The sequence below is a fragment of the Calidifontibacillus oryziterrae genome (genome assembly GCF_000331575.1).
GTDB lineage: Bacteria > Bacillota > Bacilli > Bacillales > Bacillaceae_J > Calidifontibacillus_A > Calidifontibacillus_A oryziterrae.
In genome coordinates, this window is record NZ_KB223527.1 from 1,496,655 (window position 1) to 1,518,534 (window position 21,880).

14 protein-coding genes and 2 pseudogenes are annotated in these 21,880 nt (G+C 36.4%); 6 read left to right on the forward strand and 10 right to left on the reverse strand.

Translation table 11 applies throughout. From position 1 onward, the window contains the following. Positions 1-393 precede the first annotated feature (393 nt). The 4 genes from D612_RS0115855 to D612_RS0115870 form a co-directional block, all read right to left on the reverse strand. Entirely contained in the window at positions 394-1,971 is a 1,578-nt protein-coding gene (locus D612_RS0115855; RefSeq protein ID WP_017756477.1) for a stalk domain-containing protein, read from the reverse strand. A 225-nt stretch (positions 1,972-2,196) separates the two neighbouring features. Continuing rightward, complete coding sequence (locus tag D612_RS0115860) at positions 2,197-5,334, reverse strand: efflux RND transporter permease subunit (protein ID WP_017756478.1); 3,138 nt, start codon at positions 5,332-5,334, stop codon at positions 2,197-2,199. 2 nt (positions 5,335-5,336) lie between these two features. Continuing rightward, complete coding sequence (locus D612_RS18820) at positions 5,337-6,581, reverse strand: efflux RND transporter periplasmic adaptor subunit (protein ID WP_017756479.1); 1,245 nt, start codon at positions 6,579-6,581, stop codon at positions 5,337-5,339. 245 nt (positions 6,582-6,826) lie between these two features. Further along, positions 6,827-7,711, reverse strand: a complete 885-nt coding sequence (locus D612_RS0115870; protein ID WP_017756480.1) for a TetR/AcrR family transcriptional regulator — start codon at positions 7,709-7,711, stop codon at positions 6,827-6,829. Positions 7,712-8,116: 405 nt separating this feature from the next. Between D612_RS0115870 and D612_RS0115875 the strand changes: the two genes are divergently transcribed. The 4 genes and pseudogenes from D612_RS0115875 to D612_RS19570 all read left to right on the forward strand — a co-directional run bounded on the left by D612_RS0115875 (position 8,117) and on the right by D612_RS19570 (position 13,919). Then, positions 8,117-10,210: a hypothetical protein gene (locus D612_RS0115875; protein WP_017756481.1), complete on the forward strand. Its 2,094-nt coding sequence runs from the start codon at positions 8,117-8,119 to the stop codon at positions 10,208-10,210. Between the two features lie 1,312 nt (positions 10,211-11,522). After that, positions 11,523-12,926, forward strand: a pseudogene (locus D612_RS20065) (DEAD/DEAH box helicase); the annotation flags it as partial. Positions 12,927-13,142: 216 nt separating this feature from the next. After that, a pseudogene (locus D612_RS20070) lies at positions 13,143-13,688 on the forward strand (DEAD/DEAH box helicase); the annotation flags it as partial. 66 nt (positions 13,689-13,754) lie between these two features. Further along, positions 13,755-13,919, forward strand: coding sequence for a hypothetical protein (locus D612_RS19570; protein WP_017756483.1), 165 nt, complete (start codon positions 13,755-13,757; stop codon positions 13,917-13,919). A gap of 90 nt (positions 13,920-14,009) precedes the next feature. Here the strand turns inward: D612_RS19570 and D612_RS18830 are convergent, their stop codons facing one another. The 4 genes from D612_RS18830 to D612_RS0115905 form a co-directional block, all read right to left on the reverse strand. Next, positions 14,010-14,543 carry a hypothetical protein gene (locus D612_RS18830; RefSeq protein ID WP_017756484.1) on the reverse strand — a complete coding sequence of 178 codons (534 nt, stop codon included), beginning with the start codon at positions 14,541-14,543 and terminating at the stop codon, positions 14,010-14,012. An 86-nt stretch (positions 14,544-14,629) separates the two neighbouring features. Further along, positions 14,630-15,061: a single-stranded DNA-binding protein gene (ssb, locus tag D612_RS0115895; protein WP_017756485.1), complete on the reverse strand. Its 432-nt coding sequence runs from the start codon at positions 15,059-15,061 to the stop codon at positions 14,630-14,632. Positions 15,062-15,461: 400 nt separating this feature from the next. Then, a complete protein-coding gene (locus D612_RS0115900) occupies positions 15,462-15,701 on the reverse strand; it encodes a hypothetical protein (RefSeq protein WP_154649497.1) in 240 nt (79 codons plus the stop codon). A 69-nt stretch (positions 15,702-15,770) separates the two neighbouring features. Further along, positions 15,771-16,013 carry a hypothetical protein gene (locus tag D612_RS0115905; RefSeq protein ID WP_017756487.1) on the reverse strand — a complete coding sequence of 81 codons (243 nt, stop codon included), beginning with the start codon at positions 16,011-16,013 and terminating at the stop codon, positions 15,771-15,773. 353 nt (positions 16,014-16,366) lie between these two features. Between D612_RS0115905 and D612_RS0115910 the strand changes: the two genes are divergently transcribed. Together D612_RS0115910 and D612_RS0115915 are read left to right on the forward strand one after the other, a co-directional pair. Then, positions 16,367-16,849 carry a YwpF family protein gene (locus D612_RS0115910; protein ID WP_017756488.1) on the forward strand — a complete coding sequence of 161 codons (483 nt, stop codon included), beginning with the start codon at positions 16,367-16,369 and terminating at the stop codon, positions 16,847-16,849. Between the two features lie 757 nt (positions 16,850-17,606). Then, complete coding sequence (locus D612_RS0115915; protein WP_017756489.1) at positions 17,607-18,518, forward strand: helix-turn-helix domain-containing protein; 912 nt, start codon at positions 17,607-17,609, stop codon at positions 18,516-18,518. 162 nt (positions 18,519-18,680) lie between these two features. Here the strand turns inward: D612_RS0115915 and dprA are convergent, their stop codons facing one another. Continuing rightward, positions 18,681-19,793: a DNA-processing protein DprA gene (gene dprA, locus D612_RS0115920; RefSeq protein ID WP_017756490.1), complete on the reverse strand. Its 1,113-nt coding sequence runs from the start codon at positions 19,791-19,793 to the stop codon at positions 18,681-18,683. Between the two features lie 409 nt (positions 19,794-20,202). Next, entirely contained in the window at positions 20,203-21,741 is a 1,539-nt protein-coding gene (locus D612_RS0115925; protein ID WP_017756491.1) for a YifB family Mg chelatase-like AAA ATPase, read from the reverse strand. Positions 21,742-21,880 lie beyond the last annotated feature (139 nt).

Consider the following 21,880-nt stretch of genomic DNA (forward strand, 5'->3'; position numbering starts at 1 on the left):
TTTTTTACATAAAATGTTTAAAATGTTGTAATTGTTAATAAACTAAATACACTATTTTTTATGTTTAATAGCTGGGAGTTTTGAAAACTCGGTGAAGTTCTGTCTGATGTAGCATGGCGAGGATGAAATAAGAAAAAAGTGTCTGACATCATTGCCATATTTAGTATGCTACTAAACATGATCTACGAACAATGCCAGACACGCTATTTCAAAATTTTCATTACTTTTATCAAATTTCTTAATATCTATTTTGTGTGAATGATGATGACACTTTCAATTTTTCCCCACTTTATGCCATTTCGGTTTAAGGAATTTTTATGATTACATGCCGCTTGGACTTGCTACTCTATAAATCTTCACATGATCGAAATATTCGCTTTCGATTTTTTATAGTTACATGCCGCTTGGACTTGCTACCCACGGTTTTTCATAAGTCATTTTTAACAATTCAAGCTGTGCCTCAATATCAAACATTTGTTTTTTGATTCGTTCGACCCCTATATTTACTTCCAGAAGATTAACTAACGGAACCATACCTAAGTCGTATCTAGCCTTCATCGCTTTTTGGTTTTGTTCAAGATTGGCCAAATTCGTTTTTAATATTTCATATTTATTTTCTAGATCTTTAATTGCATGGTATGTTTGTCTAATTCCATCTTCAATATCTTTCTTTTGTTGTGAAAGCGATAGCTCTGCTTTATCAACCTCAAGTTCATTGAAAGTATATGATTCTTGTGGAAGTCCACTATTAAATGTATATAGATTTAATCCAAGTTTAGCTAACTTAAGATTTTCTTCAGCAACATATATTGCAGTACTATCGGATATTACTTTTGCAACCTGATAGTCAACATTCTCTTCAATTGGTTCATCACTCTTAGGTGTATCTGTTAAATTAAAACGTTTATCTTTTGAATATCCTAAAAGATGATTTAGTGTATCGTACGCCTTATCCAATGCATCTTCAGCTGCTTTATATTGTTTTTGAGATTCTATCAAAGTATTATCTGCTGTTATTTTTTCAATATCACTTATTAGCCCTACAGCTGCTTGCTGTTTTTTAATATTATTTTGAACCTTAGCAAACTCTAATTCTTTTTCTGCTAGTTTTAAATTTTCTTCAGCTTGTAATACACTATTATATGCATTTTTAGCCTGATAAGTCAGAGTCTCTTTTAATATTTCAATTTCCTTTTCAGCTTTACGGATGCCAGAATTTATTTTCTGTATTCCTAAAGCTGTACTTCTATCTGCTGCATCCTCTGGACCATTTCCATGGTCTGTTGGAGAAAAATCAATACCGTTAGTAGCATTATCATGCTTATCTTCAAGCTGTTCCATCCCAACATCAGCTGCTCTCAGCTTCGTACTATTCTCTAGGGCTTTTTTTATAGCTTGATCTGCAGTTAATACCGGTAGAGATGAAGATGCGTCGTTGTCGTTGTTATCATTGTTGTCGGCTTTACTTGTTTTCCCAGCTTTGTCGTTCGTTTTGGCATTTGCGGATTCAGCATCCTTTTCTCCGGACGCTTCTAAAGGCGAAGTGATTTTTACAGTTCGTGTAGCTTGATCCCAATCAACTTTCGCTCCAAATGATTCTGAGACAAACCGCAACGGTACCATTGTGCTGTTATTCATAATCATTGGTTCCTGTCCTAAAGAGATTGGCTTATAATTTTTAAATGCCTGTTTTTCGCCAATTTTCAATTCAACGACATCACTACCTTTATTGGCAGTAACCTTTTGCAGCTTTTCATCCCACTCCACTTCAACACCAAGTGCTTCAAAAATACCTCGTAACGGAACAAGTGTTAAATCGTTGTATACGACTGCCGGCTGAGAGAAGTTTTGTTTTACACCATCCATCTCAATATCAGCAGTTGGATAATTCTCTGCAGCTTGAGTCGTATTTATAGCAGGAAGAGCAAATATTGACGCAGCAACTACTGATGATAGTAGCTTTTTATTCATTTTAATCTCATCTCCTAATAGTAGGCTTTTTGTAAATATGTAAGGGGTAAGGCTAGTATAACCCGTCGTTGATACCCTACCCCGTATAATCCATTTTACCACAAAAACATATTTACATCTCTATAAATTGCTCATCAAATTGATCTATATTTTTCGCTTAAGCTAGTTTCCATTTTCCGGAGGGACACAGTGGTGTCCATAGAGGTTCCTGACCCCGGAAAAATTTTACATTTCTGCAGGAGTATCTTCGGCAGGTTGCTTGTTCTTTCTACCGAGTTTGCCGATTCGGCCGATTTTGCCGCCAATTTTCTTAAAGAATTTGTTCAGCCATTTTGCATTGTCTTCTAAGATTGTGTACATAACTGGTACGAATAATAATGTAAAGCACATTGATGCCGATAAGCCGAAGATTATAACGACTGCTAACGGTATTTGCGCTTCGCCCCCTTCTCCAAATCCTAGTGCAAGTGGGATCATACCTAGTACTGTCGTTAATGTTGTCATCAATATCGGACGTAGACGAGTTGGACCTGCTTGAAGGATCGCTTCTGTACGTTCCATCCCTCTACTTCTTAAAATATTGATATAATCGACGAGCACAATCGCGTTATTTACAACGATACCCGCTAGCATAATTACCCCGATAAAGGCTGGAATACTAAACGGCTGACCTGTTATGAATAGGCCGAAAATAATTCCAACTATTGTTGTTGGCATTGCAAACATAATAACAAATGGGTTAATAAGAGATTCAAATTGTACAGCCATCACAACATAGACAAGGAAAATTGAGAATACTAATGCTAACGCCAGCTGTGAAAACGATTCATTCATTTGCTCAACTTCGCCACCCATTGAATAGCTATACCCTTCAGGGAAGTTCATACTTTCCAATGCTAACGTAATGTCTCTTGTAATACTTCCTAAGTCGCGTCCACTTATATCGGCTGAAACATTAATTTGTCTTTGTTGATTTTCACGAGTAATTTGTGCAGGACCTTGAAGTTGTTTTAATTCTGCAACAGCTGAAAGCGGTAATAGTGTACCGTTTGGTGTTTGCATAAACATGTTTTCTAGATCGCTAATTTTTACTCGCTCTTCCTCTGGTAAGATAACGCGAACATCGTATTCACTACCATCTTCACGGAATACGGTTGCCAGTCTACCATTAAACCCAACTTCAACCTCACTCATAACCTGCTGATACGTGACCCCATATTGCGCTGCAACATCCTTGTTCACTTCAACGCGAATTTCAGGTCGACCTTCAGATATTGAGCTTTCTACATTCGTCGTTCCTTCCACATCTTCAACGACCCAAGTGATTTGTTCAGCAATTTCTTCAAGGATATCTTGTTCTGCACCTTGAATGCTAATGCTAATTGGTTTACCAGAGCTTAAGCCTGCTGACATTTCTGCAACTTTTATTTCTGCACCAGCAATGTCTTCAACTGCCTTTGACAATTCGTTAACAAACTCGTCAGTTGTTAAATCCCGCTCTGATTTTTTTACTAATTGGATTTGGAAATTACCAAAGTTTGTATTTCCTTGACCGCCAACATGGCTAGCACCAATCGATAAATAATTCGTTTCAAGTATTTCTTTATAAGGCTCCATTCGTTCTGCGATTTGGTTCGCAATATCATTTGTTTCCTCAAGCGTTGTACCAGATGGTGTTTCAAACGTTATTTGAAGCTGTCCTTGGTCTGAAGCAGGAATCGCTTCTGCTCCAAGAAACGGCGTTAACGTTAAACTTCCAATTAATAGTAAGATCGTTACTCCCACCGTTGTTTTCCTGTGGCGGAGAGCCCAGTCGAGTGTTTTTTTATAAAAATCATAAAATCGCTCAAAAAACTGTATAAACTTGCTCTTTTTTGTTTTTTCAGTCACGACCGGCTTCGTTAATAGCTTTGATGCTAAAACTGGTACTAACGTAATCGCAACAGCTAAAGAGCCAATCAGCGAGAATGATACAGCTAACGCTAATGGTGTAAATAGTTCAGAAGCAATTCCATCAACGAAAACGATTGGCAAAAATACAACTAAGCTTGTTGTTGTTGACGCAACTACAGCGGACCCTAGCTCTGATGCCCCTTTAATCGCAGCTTCCTTTACAGAAGCTCCTCTTTGACGATAGTTAAAAATATTTTCCAAAATAACAATCGAGTTATCAACCATCATCCCGACACCGAGCGCCAAGCCACCGAGCGACAGAACGTTTAAGGTTTGACCAGCAAAATACATCATTACGAACGTGGCAATAACCGCAAACGGAATTGACACAGCAATAACTAACGTTGGACGCATACTACGCAAGAATACCAATAGCACAAAGATCGCTAATAGGCCACCCGTAATCATATTCGATGAAACAGAGCTAATCGAATCACGTATAAACGTTGATGTATCAAATACATTTATAATCTTAATACCTTCCGGTAGCTGTTCATTAATTTTCTCCATCGATTCATAGACTTCATCTGCTACTTCAACTGTATTTCCATCTGATTTTTTCAAGACGGAAAGAACTAGCGATGATTCGTTGTTTACAACTGATACAGACGTTTGCTTTTTATACGTATCATTTAACGTTGCAACGTCACTTACTTTCACATGCCCACCAGTAGGAAGTGAAATAAGTGTATTATTAATATCATCAAGTGACGTAAATTCCCCATCAATTCTAATTTGTAGGTCCTGACCACCTTTTGTGATCGTACCACCTGAAGCTGAACGATTTTCTGCCTGTAACGCTTGAACAACTTGATTTGGGGTTAGCTTATAAAGCGCAAGCTTCGCGCGGTCTAGCTCTAACCTTATTTCCCGTTTCTTTCCGCCTTCAATCGATACAGAGGCAACCCCTTCAGCCCTTTCTAATAAAGGTTGAACCGTTTCCTCAGCGATATCTTGCAGCCGGACAATGTCGTCACCTACTAGCCCCAGCCACATTACTGGCATTTGTTGTGGATCAAATCGTAAGACAGACGGGTCATTACCGTCTGCAGGTAACATCCCTTTTACTTGATCTACCTTTTCCCTTACTTCTAGAAGTGCATTATCTAAATTTGTTCCCGACGTAAACATTAAAACGACTAGTGAAGAACTAGGTATTGATTGCGATTGGATTGTATCCACACCTTCAATCGAAGTTAATGCGGCCTCCATTGGTTTGCTTATCATTTTTTCAACTTCTTCAGGTCCAGCACCTGGATAACTTGTAGCAACAACAGCGATTGGTAAATCAACCTCTGGATACAAATCAACCTTTAAATTTGAAAATGAAACAAAGCCTAATGCTAAGATGGCAAGAACAATCATTAATACGCCTACAGGGCGACGGACAGAAACATCTACTAGTTTCAAGATTAATTGTCCTCCTCAATGATTTTTACAAGATTTCCATCCACTAATGTGAGTTGACCTTTATATACTACTTGGTCATTCGCTTTTACATCACCTTTAATAGCTGTGAAATCTGTTTGGCTTTGAATGATTTCAATTTCTTTTTCAACTGCTTTGCCATCTTCAACTATAAATATTTTCGAAACGCCGCCTTGTTCAACTATGCTTGAGGTTGGAACAATGATTGCTTTTTCAACTAAAGTTTGATCAATCACAAACTTTCCGATCATACCTGGCTTAATTTCTTTATTTTTATTTTCAATTTTTGCTTCAACAACATAAAGACCTGATTGGTTGGCAACTGGTGAAATAAAGCTGACTTCGCCAATAAATTTTTTGTTTAAGACTGGTACGTCAATATTTACCTTCATACCCTCTTTAAACAAGCTTAATTGACCGGCACTAACCGTTGATTCAATGATCATTGGATCAAGAGAAACGATTGTAAACAGCGGTGATTGTGGACCAACTGTATCTCCCACTTTTGCATTGACCTCCACAACCTCACCTGCTTGAGTTGCTTTTATCGTCGCATCCTTTAAACGATCCTGCGCCTGTTTGACAGATAGTTCTGTTTGCTTTAATTGAGCTTGGGAGCTTTCAACACCGATCTCAGCTTTTTCAATATCAATTTTTGCTTGTTCATATTGAAGTCTTGAATTTTGCTCCCTAGTAATAGCTGCCTCATATTCAACCTTTGAAACGGCACCGTCTTCATATAAAGCTTTCGTTCTTTCAAGGTCTTTTTGGGCATTTTGCCAATTAATCAGCGCTGCATTTAAAGCTGAATCACCCGCAGTCACTGTCGTTTTCGCAGCTTTTTCACTTGCCTTTGCAATTTCCAATGCTGCTTGCTGAGCTTGCAACGCTGCTTGTTGTAATTGTAAAGTTGTTTGCAAGTCACGATCATCAATTTTCCCAAGTACTTGCCCTTTATCTACTTGATCTCCTTTTTCTACATTAAGAGCTACTAATTCACCAGACAGCTTCGGCATAATTGCTACATTGACATCAGCCTTCATTGTCCCGACAATCTCGGTATCTATTTTTAGCGAGCTATTTTCCACGTTCACTACTTTTACTGGAGTTTGTTTCTCCTCCTGTGTAGCTTGATCTACCGGCTTACCCGAACACCCTGCTAGAGCTATCGTGAATGTAGCAAAAAGTGCTACCCCTATTTTCAAGGGCTTTATTAAAGTTTGTTTCATTATAAAACTCCTTCCTATTGGTTGGCACTGCAATTTCTAATTAGTCCAAAATTCTTGTTTGTCATGTTCATTACCAAATTACGTATGAACAAATTACCTATGATTCTATTTCCAGTAAAAATCCCCAATTATCATTGACGAATGAACATATAAAAAGGTTTCGTAATATATAAAAAATTTTTGCGAGAAAATTAATCAATACTCAATTAATCTCAACGTTCACATTTAAAATTACCTTTTAAGCTTTAAGAAATTAGCTTAATTTCCAACAAGTCGGCAATTTGTTGACGGCTATCTTCTAGTTCTGAAACGCCATGAAAATTAGATAGCATCCCTTGAAAAATAATTTTTTCAGGTTCTTCTTTCTTTACTTCCTTTAACAGAAAATCAAGTGTTTTATCCAAATCTTCGAATTTAGTTTTTTCCAAAACTAAATTTGGTAACCTTTCCTTCATATCTACTAAAATCGTATTAACCTTTTCCCTCAATTCATTTCGGTCGTTTATTTGATATAGAGGCTTAAACATTGCTTTATTTAGTTGCGGTTTTTCTTGTTTATTGAGCATACCTCTAATCACATCATCCGCCCTTCTGGCAAGGAATTTTGAAAACTCCTTCAAATCTAAATCTACACCATCAAACAGAATGACCTTCATATACGAATCTACTAATCCTTCAATTAAAATAATGCCATCTACGATAAATGGCTTTACTTCGTCACCGTAAATTTCCAATAAATTTTTCTCATACCAAGCATGGGCCTCAATCCTCATTTTAAAAACAAGAACCTCCAGCTCTTTATGTATAGAAAAATGTTCTTGGAAATGCATAATAATAAATTCTTTTTTTCTCATAAATTCTTCAAAAAACACTTCAATTTCTAATTCAAATTTCTGCCATGGGCTTAAATCTGTACGCGCGCCAACTTCATCCAGACGATTCTTCACCGTATCATAGTAATACCTATATATCGCGACTGTAAAATCCTTCTTCGACTTAAAATGAAGATAAAAAGCTCCCTTTGATATTCCACAATGATCGGCAATTTCTTGAATGGACGTACTATGAAAGCCCCTTTCCGCAAAAAGCTTCATACCCACTTCGATTATTTGTTGTTTCTTATCATACATTTAATCACTCCTTTAAATAAAGCAGCATTCTATTTGCCATTTACCAAATTTTGCCGGGGTCAGGAACCTTGGTGGTACCCTCTATGGACACCGCCCTGGCACCGGAATATTATTAATTGTCTAACGTCTGACCGGTTAGTCAGCAAGTGTACTTCATAACTATATATGTTTATTACACTTTTTTCAAACATAAACCCACAATTTTTTTATTAAATTTTTGTAAAGATTGATATGGGAAATTCCACCCCAATATGGGTAAAAGTTAGATCGTTAATTAAACTAGCAAGATGTAATTTGATCATTTTGGTACAAATTTTGTTTAGATGAAAGGTCTAAATTTAATCTACGGCTGTTTTAGGTTATAATAGAGGGATGGTTTGCAGTTTGAAGTGGTGGTGTAAATGAATGTTAATAAAGCAACTTCCAAAAGCGAAGGTTACCGACAGTATTGAAAAAGTTTTTTCAATACTTGATCCGTGTGATGAGCATATAGTAAAAATTGTTAAACAATCACTTTTCTTATATCGAAATGGTGCTGTTTATAATGCTTCCGCTTCTGATGATACGATCAAAGCAACTGTTTTAGATAACGGCCGACAATTTGATGTGGAATTGGTGTTTGATTTTATTGAGGTAAGTTATTGTCAATGTGAGGAATTACTCTTTTGTGAACATAAATTAGCTACTTTGTTTTATGCCTTTTCGTTGTTTAATAGCCCTGGTGAATATTTTAACGCCTGGAAAAACAGTGGGAAAGATATGTTGCATCAGCAAAAACAAATATTTTCTTCGGTGCAGGATGATGTTGAGTCAATAAAAGATGAAGCGAAGTTGAAAAAAAGTGGCGTTGAGCTCGCTGGAAACAAAGGTAATTTACTGCAAAACAACACTTGGGTTGGGAAAAGCGATACTGGATTGGTGCAAAATGATAATAGTTCGTTGGGAAACAATGCTGAATTAGAGAAAAATGATAATAGTTCAGCGGAATACGATACTGGATTGATGCAAAACAGCACTAGGTCGAGAAATAACGATGCTCGTTTGATGAAAAATGGTTCTAGATCAGCGGAAAACCATACTGGATTTACGAAAATTAATTCCGTATTGACTGGAAACAATGCTAAATTGATGCAAAACAACACTGGAGCCGAAAAAGGCGATGCTGAAATACTACCGAACAAATACGATGCTAAATCAAGACCAAACGCGCGAATACTACCGTATGAAGAATATTCCTTAGAAAATTGGTACAGCTTTTTCAATAAAAATTATGAGTATTTCCAAAAAAGACAAGAGCAAAAGACATCATACTTTTGGAGCTATAATCGAAATACAGTTCTAGTTACAACTATTTTTGAAGAGTTTTATCCTACTTTAGGGAATGCTCCAAAACCATCGTCACTCGTTGGGTCGATCTTATTTGAAATACACGAAGCTATTTTTACGTTTGAAAAAATTCTCGAGTCAGCTAGCAATGCTCCTGTCTCTATGTACGCCCATCAATACACAACAAAGTATTTAGACGAACTTTGCCATGACATTGATGACCATATTGTAACAATTCAGGAAAAAAGCCTTATTCCTACCGAGCAGGATGAAATGATTATAAGTAAAACTCCAGAGCGAATGCTTGAGCTTTTATTTCTCTCTAGAGATTTTCAATTTGAACGATTTCGTCTTTTTCAATATTTATGCCCGCTCCTATCGTACTCAAAAAATTTAATTGAAGAACTCGAGCAAAAATTATCTATTCGTATGAAAACGGAAGAACATCTGAAAAAGTTAGGAAAAATTAATTTTTCGTCAGAGTGTCGATTGGCACTGGCCCATCTATCATTTTTATTAGAACAAGACAACGAAGCAATTAATAGACTAACAAACGGAAATCATTATGAGCTTTATTTTTATACAACATGGGTCAAAACCCTGGCACATTATAAACGATGGAACCGTTTTGAAGTTTGGCTACCATTTATCAACAAGCGAATGGGAGAATATATTCACCAATATGGCGATCAAAAACATAAACGAGAGTTGGCAGACTTTTATTTATATTTTATAAAGCAATATAGTGATGAAAATAATTTGGAATCTGTTTATTTTCATACATTACAGGCATGGCTCCCATATAGCTTCAGTGATTTTTCCAATTATTTAATGGAGCATAAAGATTACCGAAGCTGGGTGGAGCTGCAGCTTTTTAATGAAATATCGATTGAATATATAGACGAAGATGATATGAAAAAGGTGGAAAGTGTTGATCGTTCTTGCCTTTTACCTCTCTATCACAACGCTATTGAGGAACAAATTAATTTGAAAAATCGCAATGCTTACAGACAAGCTGCAAAGTATTTGCGCAAATTAAGAACTCACTATCGAGCTTTAAAAGAAGAATTGATTTGGGAGAATTATATCAACCATCTAGCATTAAAATACAAAAGATTAAGAGCCTTTCAAGAGGAGCTGCGAAAAGGGAAAGGAAAATTAATCAATGATTAAACAACAACTTCAATATGAAATTCAAATTGATTATATCGATTCGAAACAGTTTTTTATTTGGGCAAACTATGTTGATTATAAAGGGAGAAGAGCACCTCTTCAGGCATGGAAGAAGCTGATGTTTTGTTGGCATAAGGAAAGCTTTTATGGTACAAATTTTCCCGAAATGAATGAAGGGGTTCTCCTGTCTGCATGGGAAACATTGCATTATTTTTCACGTTATTATAATATCTCTCTTTTCGAATTTCAATCTAGCCATCGCGTCGAATGGCTACAAAAATGGGCTCCTGTTATTTATAAGGAGATTTCTTTAGGGCGATTTTCACCTGACTTTGAGCAATGGAAAGAAGGACAAATTGGCTGGAAGCTGCTTCTGGAAAGTGAAGAAATAGAGTGTGAAGATTCTTTATTTATGATGTCGTTTGTAAAAAAGTGGATATCGATTGCGATAACAGAATATATCCAAAATGACATAGAGCTACGTTCTATTTGGGCTAATATATTAGAAAAATTCCCGCTTCTGTCGGCAAACAAGCAAGGTGATTCCGGTATATCCTTTCATGAGGACTTGTGGTTGGAGAGAATTGGCTGGAAGCAGGATTTGACACCGTTTACGATCGAGCTTCGCTTAACCGAGCCGCAGGATGATGTTAAGACGCTTGATTTTGGTCAAAATGACAAAATGTCAGAGTTTGATAATACCGTTGAATCGTTCGCACTTGCGGATAATGCTAAAATTCCTGCGGTTGATAGCGACGATGAGGCGTTCGCACTTGCGGATAATGCTAAAATTCCTGCGGTTGATAGCGACGATGAGGCGTTTGGACTTGCGGACAATGCTAAAATTCCTGCGGTTGATAGCGACGATGAGGCGTTCGCACTAAAGAGTAGTGTTCATGATGGTCATGATACAAATGACTTAACAAATACTTGGACATTAGATATTATTTTACGAGACAAGAAAAATCCAAATTTCTTGATAAATTGGAATGATGATCGGGCCCTTTTCTTGATTCCAACTGAATGGTATGACCACCTTGGAAAAATTGAAAAAAGCAAGCAGATTTGGTTTGAAATTGTTCCGTGGTTACAGCTTCCAGTAACGTCCAATGAACTTGATCTTGAGAATTACAGCCTTGAAACCACCACGGACTTGCAAAATAAATCCGATGAAGATTCACTCCTTCCAGCAAATGATAGACTACAAAAAATAATTGATGAAGATTCACTCCTTCCAGCAAATGATAGACTACAAAATAAAATGGTGCCAAGGTTGACAGAGGGTCCTGCAAATTCTAGCAGCCATTCAAGAATGATTCATTCTCTACGTGAAGATGAAGCCTGGACATTTTTGACTGAATCGAGCATTCAATTAGCTGAGGCAGGTGTTGAAATTCTTTTGCCATCATGGTGGCAAGAAATTAAAGCGCTAAATCCAAAGCTTAAAATTCAGCTTCGCTCCTCTGTTGGATCAGCACAGCAGTCTATTCTAGGATTGCAAGCAATTGGTGACTTTGACTGGAAGCTCGCAACCGGAAATACTGAATTAGATGAAACTGATTTTTTGAAAATGGTTGAACAAAACCGACGGTTAATAAAAGTAAACGGCCGATGGATGAAGCTGGACCCAACTTTCATAAAACAAGTCAAAGAAATTATGACAAAAGTGAAAAAAGAGGGACTATCCTTCCAAGATATAATGGCACAGGAATGGCTGAAGGCTGAGGAAATAGCAACAAACCATAGTGAAGAACGTGATAACCCGCTCTCACAAATTCAAATTGAACTAAACAAGCATATGGAAAAGCTGTTATTCCATTTGCATAATGTTAATTCTATTCCGTCAATCCAAATCCCTGATGATTTACATGGTGAACTCCGTCCATATCAAAAGCAAGGCGTTGAATGGCTTCTATTTTTGCGAAGGTTTGGCTTTGGTGCTTGTCTTGCAGACGATATGGGCCTTGGTAAAACAGTGCAAATGATCACTTATTTTTTATATGTAAAAGAGCAAGAAAAACCTAAGATGCCTGCACTAATTATTTGTCCAACCTCCGTACTTGGGAATTGGCAAAAGGAACTAGAAAGGTTTTCTCCATCATTACAGGTTTATTTACACTACGGCACATCGCGTAAAAAAGACGGGGATTTCCAAGCTACTATAAAAAATTATGATATCGTCCTATCATCATATGGGTTAGCCCAAATTGACGAGGATGATATGAAAAATAGTATGTGGAGTACGATTTGCCTAGATGAAGCGCAAAATATAAAAAATACTTTTACAAAGCAATCAAAAGCAATTCGTAGCTTTAAAGGTAAGCATCACATTGCCTTAACAGGAACACCCATTGAAAATCGTCTTACAGAGCTGTGGTCCATTTTTGATTATATGAATAGGGGCTATTTAGGGAGCTTAACTTCATTCACAAAAAGATACGTGGCGCCTATTGAAAAAAGCAATGATGAAAAGAAGATTAAGCAAGTACAGCAGCTTGTTAAGCCATTTTTATTACGGCGTACAAAAAAGGACGAAAGTGTCAGCCTAAATTTACCGGACAAACAAGAGCAAAAAGAATATATTCCGTTAACTGTAGAGCAGGCTTCGTTATACGAACAGCTAATTCAAGATACTTTTGAAAAAATCGAAAAGCTATCTGGCATGGAACGGCGCGGCCTTATTTTATCAATGTTGCTAAAATTAAAGCAAATATGTAACCATCCGGCCCTTTATTTAAAGGAGGATTTATTGAAAGGGACATTTGCAGCTCCTTCTTATAAAAATGGCACTTTGAATGATTCCCATAATGTCACTTTGAATGATTCCCATAATGGCAATTTGAATGATTCCCATGCATTTCGCACTCTTACGGACGACTTGTTGGATTCAGACGTTGGAGTTCAATCACATAAAAATGATTTTTCTAATATATCTTTTGTAAACCGTTCTCATAAAACGGAAAAGCTAATGGAATTAGTTAGAAATATATTGGATCAAGGTGAAAGCTGTCTCATTTTCACTCAATATATTGGAATGGGGAAAATGTTGCAAACGTTAATTAGCGAACATTTTCAGGAAACCGTCCATTTTCTCCAAGGAAGCTTAAAAAAACAGGAACGAGACAATATAATTGACTCCTTCCAAAACGGTGACCAAAAAATTCTCATTCTTTCCTTAAAAGCAGGTGGCACAGGGCTTAATCTTACAGCAGCAAATCATGTGATCCATTATGATCGATGGTGGAATCCAGCTGTTGAAAACCAAGCAACAGACCGCGCTTACCGAATTGGGCAAAAACGGTTTGTTCATGTCCATAAGCTGATCACCACTGGGACATTAGAGGAAAAGATTGATGAAATGATTGAAAAAAAGAAATCGTTAAGCGACGACATCATTTCTGGGGAAAATTGGATTACGGAACTCTCTACGGATGAATTACGGGAGTTATTTGCACTTCGCAATGATTGGAGCGAGTAACACGAGCAGCCGGCGATTATCAAGTACATTCAAGCAACGACTATTTTGATTGGAGAGGTAAGCCAAATGAAATCGAAGGAAATAACGAGGCAAGATTTAAATAATAAAGCTATAGAAAATCCCAACGCTATAACAACCCAGCCTACTTCAAATCGTTCTAATTTTATTAATAGAATGGAGCCGTTATGGCAAGAATTATATGAAAAAATTACTGAAAAATTAGCTACTTAATAAAAAGGAAAAAGAACAGGATGGATAAGCTTCGACCAGCCCCCTGTTCTTTTTTACTCTATATCAATCCCTACACTTAGTAAACAATGATTATTGATTTTTTACTATTCTTTTTAGATCTGAAATATCAGCTTCATTTTGTACAGATCGTTTTGATAAAAGCTCGATAAGGCGCTCATGTCTATCGATTTCGATGCTATTTCGATTAGAGCTGCTGCTTACAGTACGAAAGCTATTTTCTATATACTCTTCTAGATTAGCAAAATAAGGTGCCAATCCCTCAATCGTCTTCTTATGGATATCATCAACTTTTTGCTCAAGAACATCAAATCTGACTTCAAGACCATCAAATCTGACTTCAAGACCTTCAAATCTGGCTTCAAGACCATCAAATCTTTGCTCAAAACCGTCAAATCTTTGCTCAAGACCGTCAAATCTTTGCTCAAGACCGTCAAATCTTTGCTCAAGACCGTCAAATTTGACCTCTAGACCATCAATACTTCCATCGATGTTGTCTAATCTGCCCTCAATTCGATCAAAACGATCACCAAATTGATCAATTTTGGTCTCCGCTCTTGCTTGCCCTTTTACAATTTCTTCTAGTATTTTATTTAAATCATTCATCTAAAATACCCCCACTCTAAGTCCATCTTACCATATCTCCCGCTTTTTCGTGATAATAGATTTTTATATAGTGGAAGGTACCTGCCCTATTGGCCAACATCTTGTGTTTCCAGCCTTTCTTCCTCTTTTTTGGCTTCAGGATTTTCAGATTTACTCTCATTATTTTCAGATCTATTCTCAGCAGTTGCATTGTGGTTATTTTTCAGAGTAATGAACCTGATATCTTCAACTAATACCTCCGTCAAATAAACTCGTTTTCCCTCTTGATTTTCATAATGTCTTGACTGAAGGCGCCCCGTTATCCCTACTAGAGAGCCTTTCAAACAATAGTTTGCTGTACTTTCTGCTTGTTTCCGCCAAACATGACAATTTACAAAGTCAGCATCATATTCACCATTAGCATTTTTATAATTTCTATTTAAAGCAAGTGTAAAATTTGCAACTGCTACACCATCTGCGGTATACCGCAATTCAGGGTCTCTCGTCATTCTACCAACTAATGTAACTTGGTTAAACATATTATTCACGTCCTTTTATTATTTTTCTCACGCTTTTCTCGTATCCTTTTAAAAAATCAAAATGTAAGCACTCGTGGTTATGAAATTTAGTATTTCTCTCATTTAATTATTTGGGGTGTTCCCTCTATATGAATTTTCAATCTGCAAAATGCAGAATCGTGGGGACCGATTCTATAAGAGCGGAGACTTTCATTTTGAAGATTGAAATATAGAAGGAACAAGATGAGGATCTTTTTGAGTGGTTAGGTTGAAAAGCCCGCAAATTACAATTTTCTTAGAATTCTTTCAAGTGTTTTTATCAATAAGGAATTTGATATTTAGGATTGTGATTAGAAACAATAGAATATCTATTTTTTGAAATTATTATAATTAACTCTATGGTGTGAGTTGACGGGTAAGATTAATTATCTGAAGTATCTCTTTCGTTTGAACTTGTAGGACGCTGAGGAATAAATATAACTCGGTTGCCTCGTAGGTTTGATGATTTAGCAACTTGAATCGAAATAATCTCAATTTGTTTTTGTAGAGCTTCATATTCATCATTTGAAATTGTGTTTTTGCGTAGTATTTCAATTTCCCTACATACGTAATCTAACTTAAGTATTATTGTATTAATTAATCCATCGATAACGCTATGCATTTTAAATACCCCTTTCATTAATTGAACTCCTGTAATCAATGTTCATGACGAAGTTATTCTTGATAGCATTTAAAATATCCCTTTCATTAATTCGACTGGCTTATAATTTACTACGCTTATGACAGACTCTGGCTTTATATTGTATCGGTCAGTCAATAAAAATAACCCATTTTTTAAAATGACCTCCTCTCTATTTAATGTTGGATTTCTATTAAAATGTTCCTTTGACAAACAAACATAGGTCACAATTTTATGGAGTTGTTTGTTTGGCATTATGACCAAAAAGGAAACATCATACTCTTCAATTTCCATGATTTCACTCCTTTAATAGCCTTCTAGCTTTAGTAGAAACCAAATCCTTTGCATAGTCCATGGTATACCTATAGTCTTTGAGCCAGCTACTATTAAAATACTAACTATTACGCAAGGACGCAAATCAACAAAATTACAAATTCAAGAGATAAACGAAGTGAATTCTTAAAATTCTCGTATGAAAATTGAAAATTCAATTTCAAGATCGAATAGATATTTTATATTTTCCCAAAATTAAATGTTTCAAATTTTTTTAAAATAAATTTTGACCATTGCTAGCGAGATAAACTTTTATGAAAAATCATGTTATAATCTCCACAAATACTAGTGCGTAAAAAAGGGGGAACAAAAGGTTGAAAACATTTCGACTTTGTTCATTAACGGTTTATATTGAAAATAATGGTATGACAACGCGCCATTCCATTCCTCTGCAAGATGGCTTAATTATTAATAAGGAAACTCAGGATGATCAGTGGTTAATTGAAGGTATAATCCACAAAGACTTTAAGGGATTTTTTGACAAATTGAATACGAAAAATGAACTTATGCTTGTCGAAGCAACAATCACGTATAAAGATAATCCACCAGCTTCTTTTGTCGCGACTGTTCGTGAAAATAAGTTTATTGAAGATGACGTCCATCTTTTGTTGGATGCTAAAAGGCTGATCAGAAAAGAAAATTATTCTGAAAAATTATTGAAAAGTCTAATTGAAAAAGGATTTTCTGGAGATGAATTATTGAGAGAATTTAAACGTCTAAAAAAAGAGCGCGGAACAGCTTTCCAACTGATGGTTGGTCAAGAAATTAAACACTATAAGTCAGAGTCAGATGAGTAATACGAAATGGGCTTTTTCCTTCGTTAATAAAATTCATTTGCACTATTTTTTACTGCCATACAGACACTAAGCGCCGCTGGGGCTATTGTGGTTCTAAGTCTAAGTAGTCAGAAAATGGTATGATCGAAATTCCGCAATCTAAAGGGAAATGGACAAAAGACTCTTGATTCAAATTACGCAGTCTGTTGTGAAATGGGCAACAGACTCTGAATTCAAATTCCCATAATTTATCGAGGAGTGGATAACGAACCCTTGACTCTCAAGTCCACGTTATTGTGATGAGATAAAAAAACAGAGCTGAATGAGGGTCTTCATCCAGCCCTACTAGAAAAAGAGTGTGTTTAGTAGACACAAGATTATGAATTTCAAATAATGATGCCTTGTATGGAATCACCACACAAAACATTTTCCAACTTTTCCTCTAACATTGTACTTAATTAGTGAGAGGTTGGCAGACTAGTTGGCTTAATCTCATGGTCGAATGAGATTGCATGTGCTGAAGCTCCAAAAGCAAGAACACCTACCGTAAGCAAAACCACTATTAACTTTTTAATAGGACTCACCTCCAGGATTTTCTTAGGAATTTCTGAAAAACTTGCCATTACAACTATACAAAAGTAGCGAAATTATATAAAACGCCAAATTCTTTCAATTTTCGACATTTTTCGTCTTTTCAAAAAAGGATTTTTAAATTCTCTGCCGTACTATATAAATATATATTCTTTTAGGAATAAATTTTATCACGGAGGATCTTTTGATGATGAATGAATTTGATTTTTCAAGAGTCGGAAAAGAAATCAAACGGCTTCGATTAGCGTTAGGTTTGTCGCAAAACGATCTGTTGGACGGGGATTTACGACAAAGTACTTTGAGCAAAATAGAGAATGGAGAAATCGCAAATATTCGGATGGTATCATTTTTGACAATTTGCGAGCGACTAGGAGTTGAGCCAGACTATTTTATTAAAATAGCTATGATTGATAGTTATCCTTATATCGACGAAGTTACAAAGAGGATGGACTGGCATCGCAGAAGAGATGAATTTGAAGAACTATATCAAATTGTTAAAGCTGAAAAAGAAAACCTCTACTTCCAACAACAAACGAAACCTAGGCAATATATGCTCTGGAATGAAGCGATCTGCATTTTTACTATCGACCACAATTTTGAGCTAGCTTTGAAACAACTAAAAGCAGCACTCCGCCTAACACATAAACCCAAAAAAAATTACAATGAAAGAGAAATTGAAATTTTAGTAAGTATAGCCGGGATTCAAATGGATCAGGGCTATAGCAATGAAGCAATTGCCAATTATGAGTTATGTTTAGAACATCTTAATAAAATAGAGAAACTTTATAACAGTGATATAAAAACAAAAGTATACTCAAATATCGTCAAATGGAAGGCAAATCACCAGCAAAATCATAAATCGATTGATTTATGTTATTTAGGAATAGATTGGTGCCAGCAAAATGACAGCTTATATCTTTTTGATAATTTCCATTATTATCTTGGTTATAATTACGACTTACTAGAAGAGTACGACAAAGCTATCAATTACTACTATCAATCTCTTGAAATGTTTGAAAAAAAGAACAAAACCGAGCATATTAACATCGTTCGTGAAAAAATTGAAAATTTGAAGGACAAGTTAGAGGATAACCAGTAATAGCATTTGCACGTTTTTTTATTTGGAAAAATGACCAATATTTAAAACGCGCTTGGAAAATTAATGTTTTATGTTACGATTTCCATCCAAGCGCGTTTTTGGGGATTAGCAATATTATATTTACTTGTTATTCTTGGCCACATCGCTAAAATTTATAAGTTATTACCTTTTATATAAAAATTCACCATTAATTTTAAGTTTTCCGTGTAACTCCATTAAAAATATCAATTCCTCTAACTCAGGCTTTGAAATTTGCAGGGTATGACATATTTTCGATATTTTAAGCGGCCCTTGATTAAGAAGCTTTTCTAACTGAAATTCTATGGAGTCTATTGAATTGATATTTTCTTTTTGTTTGATAGTACCTGTGTTTGTAGTTTTGCTTTCCGCTAGTTGAGTTCGTTGGTTAATTTTTAATGAATTTATTTTTAAATAAGGCTTTGCAATTGTTTCTAACAGTGCATTTGTACCCCACCCTTCAGGCACATCAATTCGATTTGGTACGGCATAAATTTCCCGTTTATATTTTTTTGCAAATTGTGCTGTTGTAAGGGCTCCACTTTTTTCGCCAGCTTCGACAATGATAAGCTGCTTTGACCATGCGCTTATAAGGGCATTTCGTTGCAGAAAAAACTTCGGCAAAGCAGGCGTCTCGGGTGGATATTGGGAAAGTACTGCACCATTTCCAATTATTTTTTCATAAAGTTTATGATGCTCTGTCGGATAACATTTATCAACCCCATTTGCGAGAAATGCTAGTGTTTCGCTTCCATTTTGTATAGCAGCCGTGTGGGCGTAGCCATCTATTCCTTTTGCCAGTCCACTGATAACAGGAATATTATATTTTGCGAGGCTTTCTACAATTTCTGCTGTTATTTTTTGACCATATTTTGTGCACCTTCTTGATCCAACAATACCTACTGTATGTGTGTATGTATTAAGGCTGCCTTTAAAATAAAGAACGGTTGGTGACTCTGGACAGGATTTTGCGAAGTCTGGATAAATTGGGTTTTCAAATGTTAAAATTTTAATTTCTTTCTGTTTTGATTTTTCGAGAATGCGCTTTGCTTTTTCTAGTGCTAGGTTGCGATTTTCTACTATTGAGGAAATGGCAGTGGATGGCAGGCGTAGTTCTTGAGTTTTAGTTTTTATGAGATCCTGCTTTGAGCATTGAAAAATAGCCTCAGGGGATTTGAATTTTTCTAGCAGACGCTTTTGTGTAATCGGGCCAACATGTGGTATTGTTGAAAGCCAAAGCCAGTAAAGTGTATCCATTGCTTAATTATCACCCTTTTTTTATATTTTCGCCTCAGTTTTGGGTCATTTGATCACTAGTTCTATTTCACGATGTTGAAGATCTACTCATTTATTTTGGATTAATGGTATTTTTTGTATTTGATATTAATTATACAAGAACAAAATCGTAAGCGCCCTGATTAGCGACGTATTAACTGGAGCACATCGACTGAAATAAAGGAAACACGTCGAGGGACGAGTCGATGTTGACTTATCGCAAAAGAGATGAGCGAAGTTTACTAGTCGCTGGGTACTGGAACTGGACGACTACTCTCTGTGCTATTACCAACAAAATAATGACAAATACCAATGTTATGACTGGGTGCTGGAGCTGGACGACTACTCTCTGTGCTATAGTATTTATCCACAGGATCATTTTTTTAATTTCCTAAACAACAAGAAAATCGCGCTGCTCTTTGTCTAAATCTCGTGACATTAGGCTATTAATTACATCAATTTTGCGAATTTGCTCTGAACCTTCCAAATCCGCAAAAGTTCGGGCTACTCGTAAAAATTTATGAATTGCCCTAGCGCTATATTGAAATCGCTCATATGCCGATTGGAGTAGTTGTTCCGATTCAGCATTCAAAGGGCAAAATTGCTGGATGTGAACAGGCTGCATTTCTGCATTGCTTTGAACGTTGGGTATGTTTTTATATCTCTCATGTTGAATTTTTCTAGCACCTTCTACCTGCTCCCGCAATTGTTGAGACGTTATTTTAGTATTGTTTTTTTCAAAAAGATTAATAGATGTTACATGCTTTTGGATATCAATTCGATCCATAATCGGGCCTGAGAGTTTTTGCCGATAACGTTGAACTTCGTAATCGGTGCAACGACATTTTTCATTCCCGTAATATCCACAGGGGCAAGGGTTCATAGCTGCCACTAGCATAAATTTTGCTGGATATGTATGCGTATAATTCACCCTCGCGATTGTCACTTCACGATCCTCTATCGGTTGTCGTAGTGCATCCAAAGTATGCTTCGTAAATTCAGCAATTTCGTCTAGAAAAAGGACACCAAAGTGTGCTAACGAAACCTCACCTGGAGTGGAATTTTGACCGCCCCCAATAAGGGCTGGTCCTGATATATTATGATGCGGTGCTCGAAAAGGTCGATGAGTTATGAGACTCCCTCTTGTTTTAAGTAGGTTTGCAACGCTATAAATTTTCGTAACCTCTAGCGCTTCCTCTTCAGTCATTTTTGGAAGTATGGTCGGAATTCTTTTGGCAATCATAGATTTTCCACAACCAGGTGCACCTGACATTAACAAATTGTGATTGCCCGCTGCTGCAACCGTAATATATTTTAACAATTCCTCATGACCTTTTACCTCGGAAAAATCAAGCTGGAAATTATTTAGGTTTCGCTCGTTTTTTGGTGCCTTTTTTTCAGGAAGAAGCGAACGGTTTCCTTCTAACAAATCCACTGCGTCCTGCAAGGTGGTTGCACTATGAATTTTGATGCCATCGACAAGTAAAGCCTCTGGAACATTTTCATATGGAACAATTAAATGACGAATTTTAGCCTGCTTTGCTTTTATAACCATCGGTAAAACACCGGCACAGGAACGAACCTCAGCATTTAAAGAGAGTTCACCTATGAACCCGAATAACTTTAGTTGCTCGCTTGTAACATGAATTTGATCCGATCTTGCTAGTATGCCGATTGCCATTGCTAGATCAAATTGTGTGCCACTTTTTTTAAGATCGGATGGTGCTAGGTTAATCACTAGTTTTAGCATGGGGAAGGTGTATCCCGCGGCGGCTATTGCTGATGTTAGTCGTTCCTTTGATTCCTTGACGGCTGTATCTCCTAGACCAACGATGGATACTGAGGGTAGCCCATGAATAATGTCAGTTTCAACTTCTACAAGTGAGCCATCCACGCCTGAGATGTTAAAGCTGTATGTTGTTGACGCCATATTATAGTCTCCTTTTTTGGGGGATTTTTTTGGGTTTTGAAAGTTGTTTGGTTTCTGGTAATTTTTTGGGGGTTAGGTAGTTTTGGGATTTAGGTAGTTTTGGGATTTAGGTAGTTTTGGATTTTGAGTTTCTGGATTT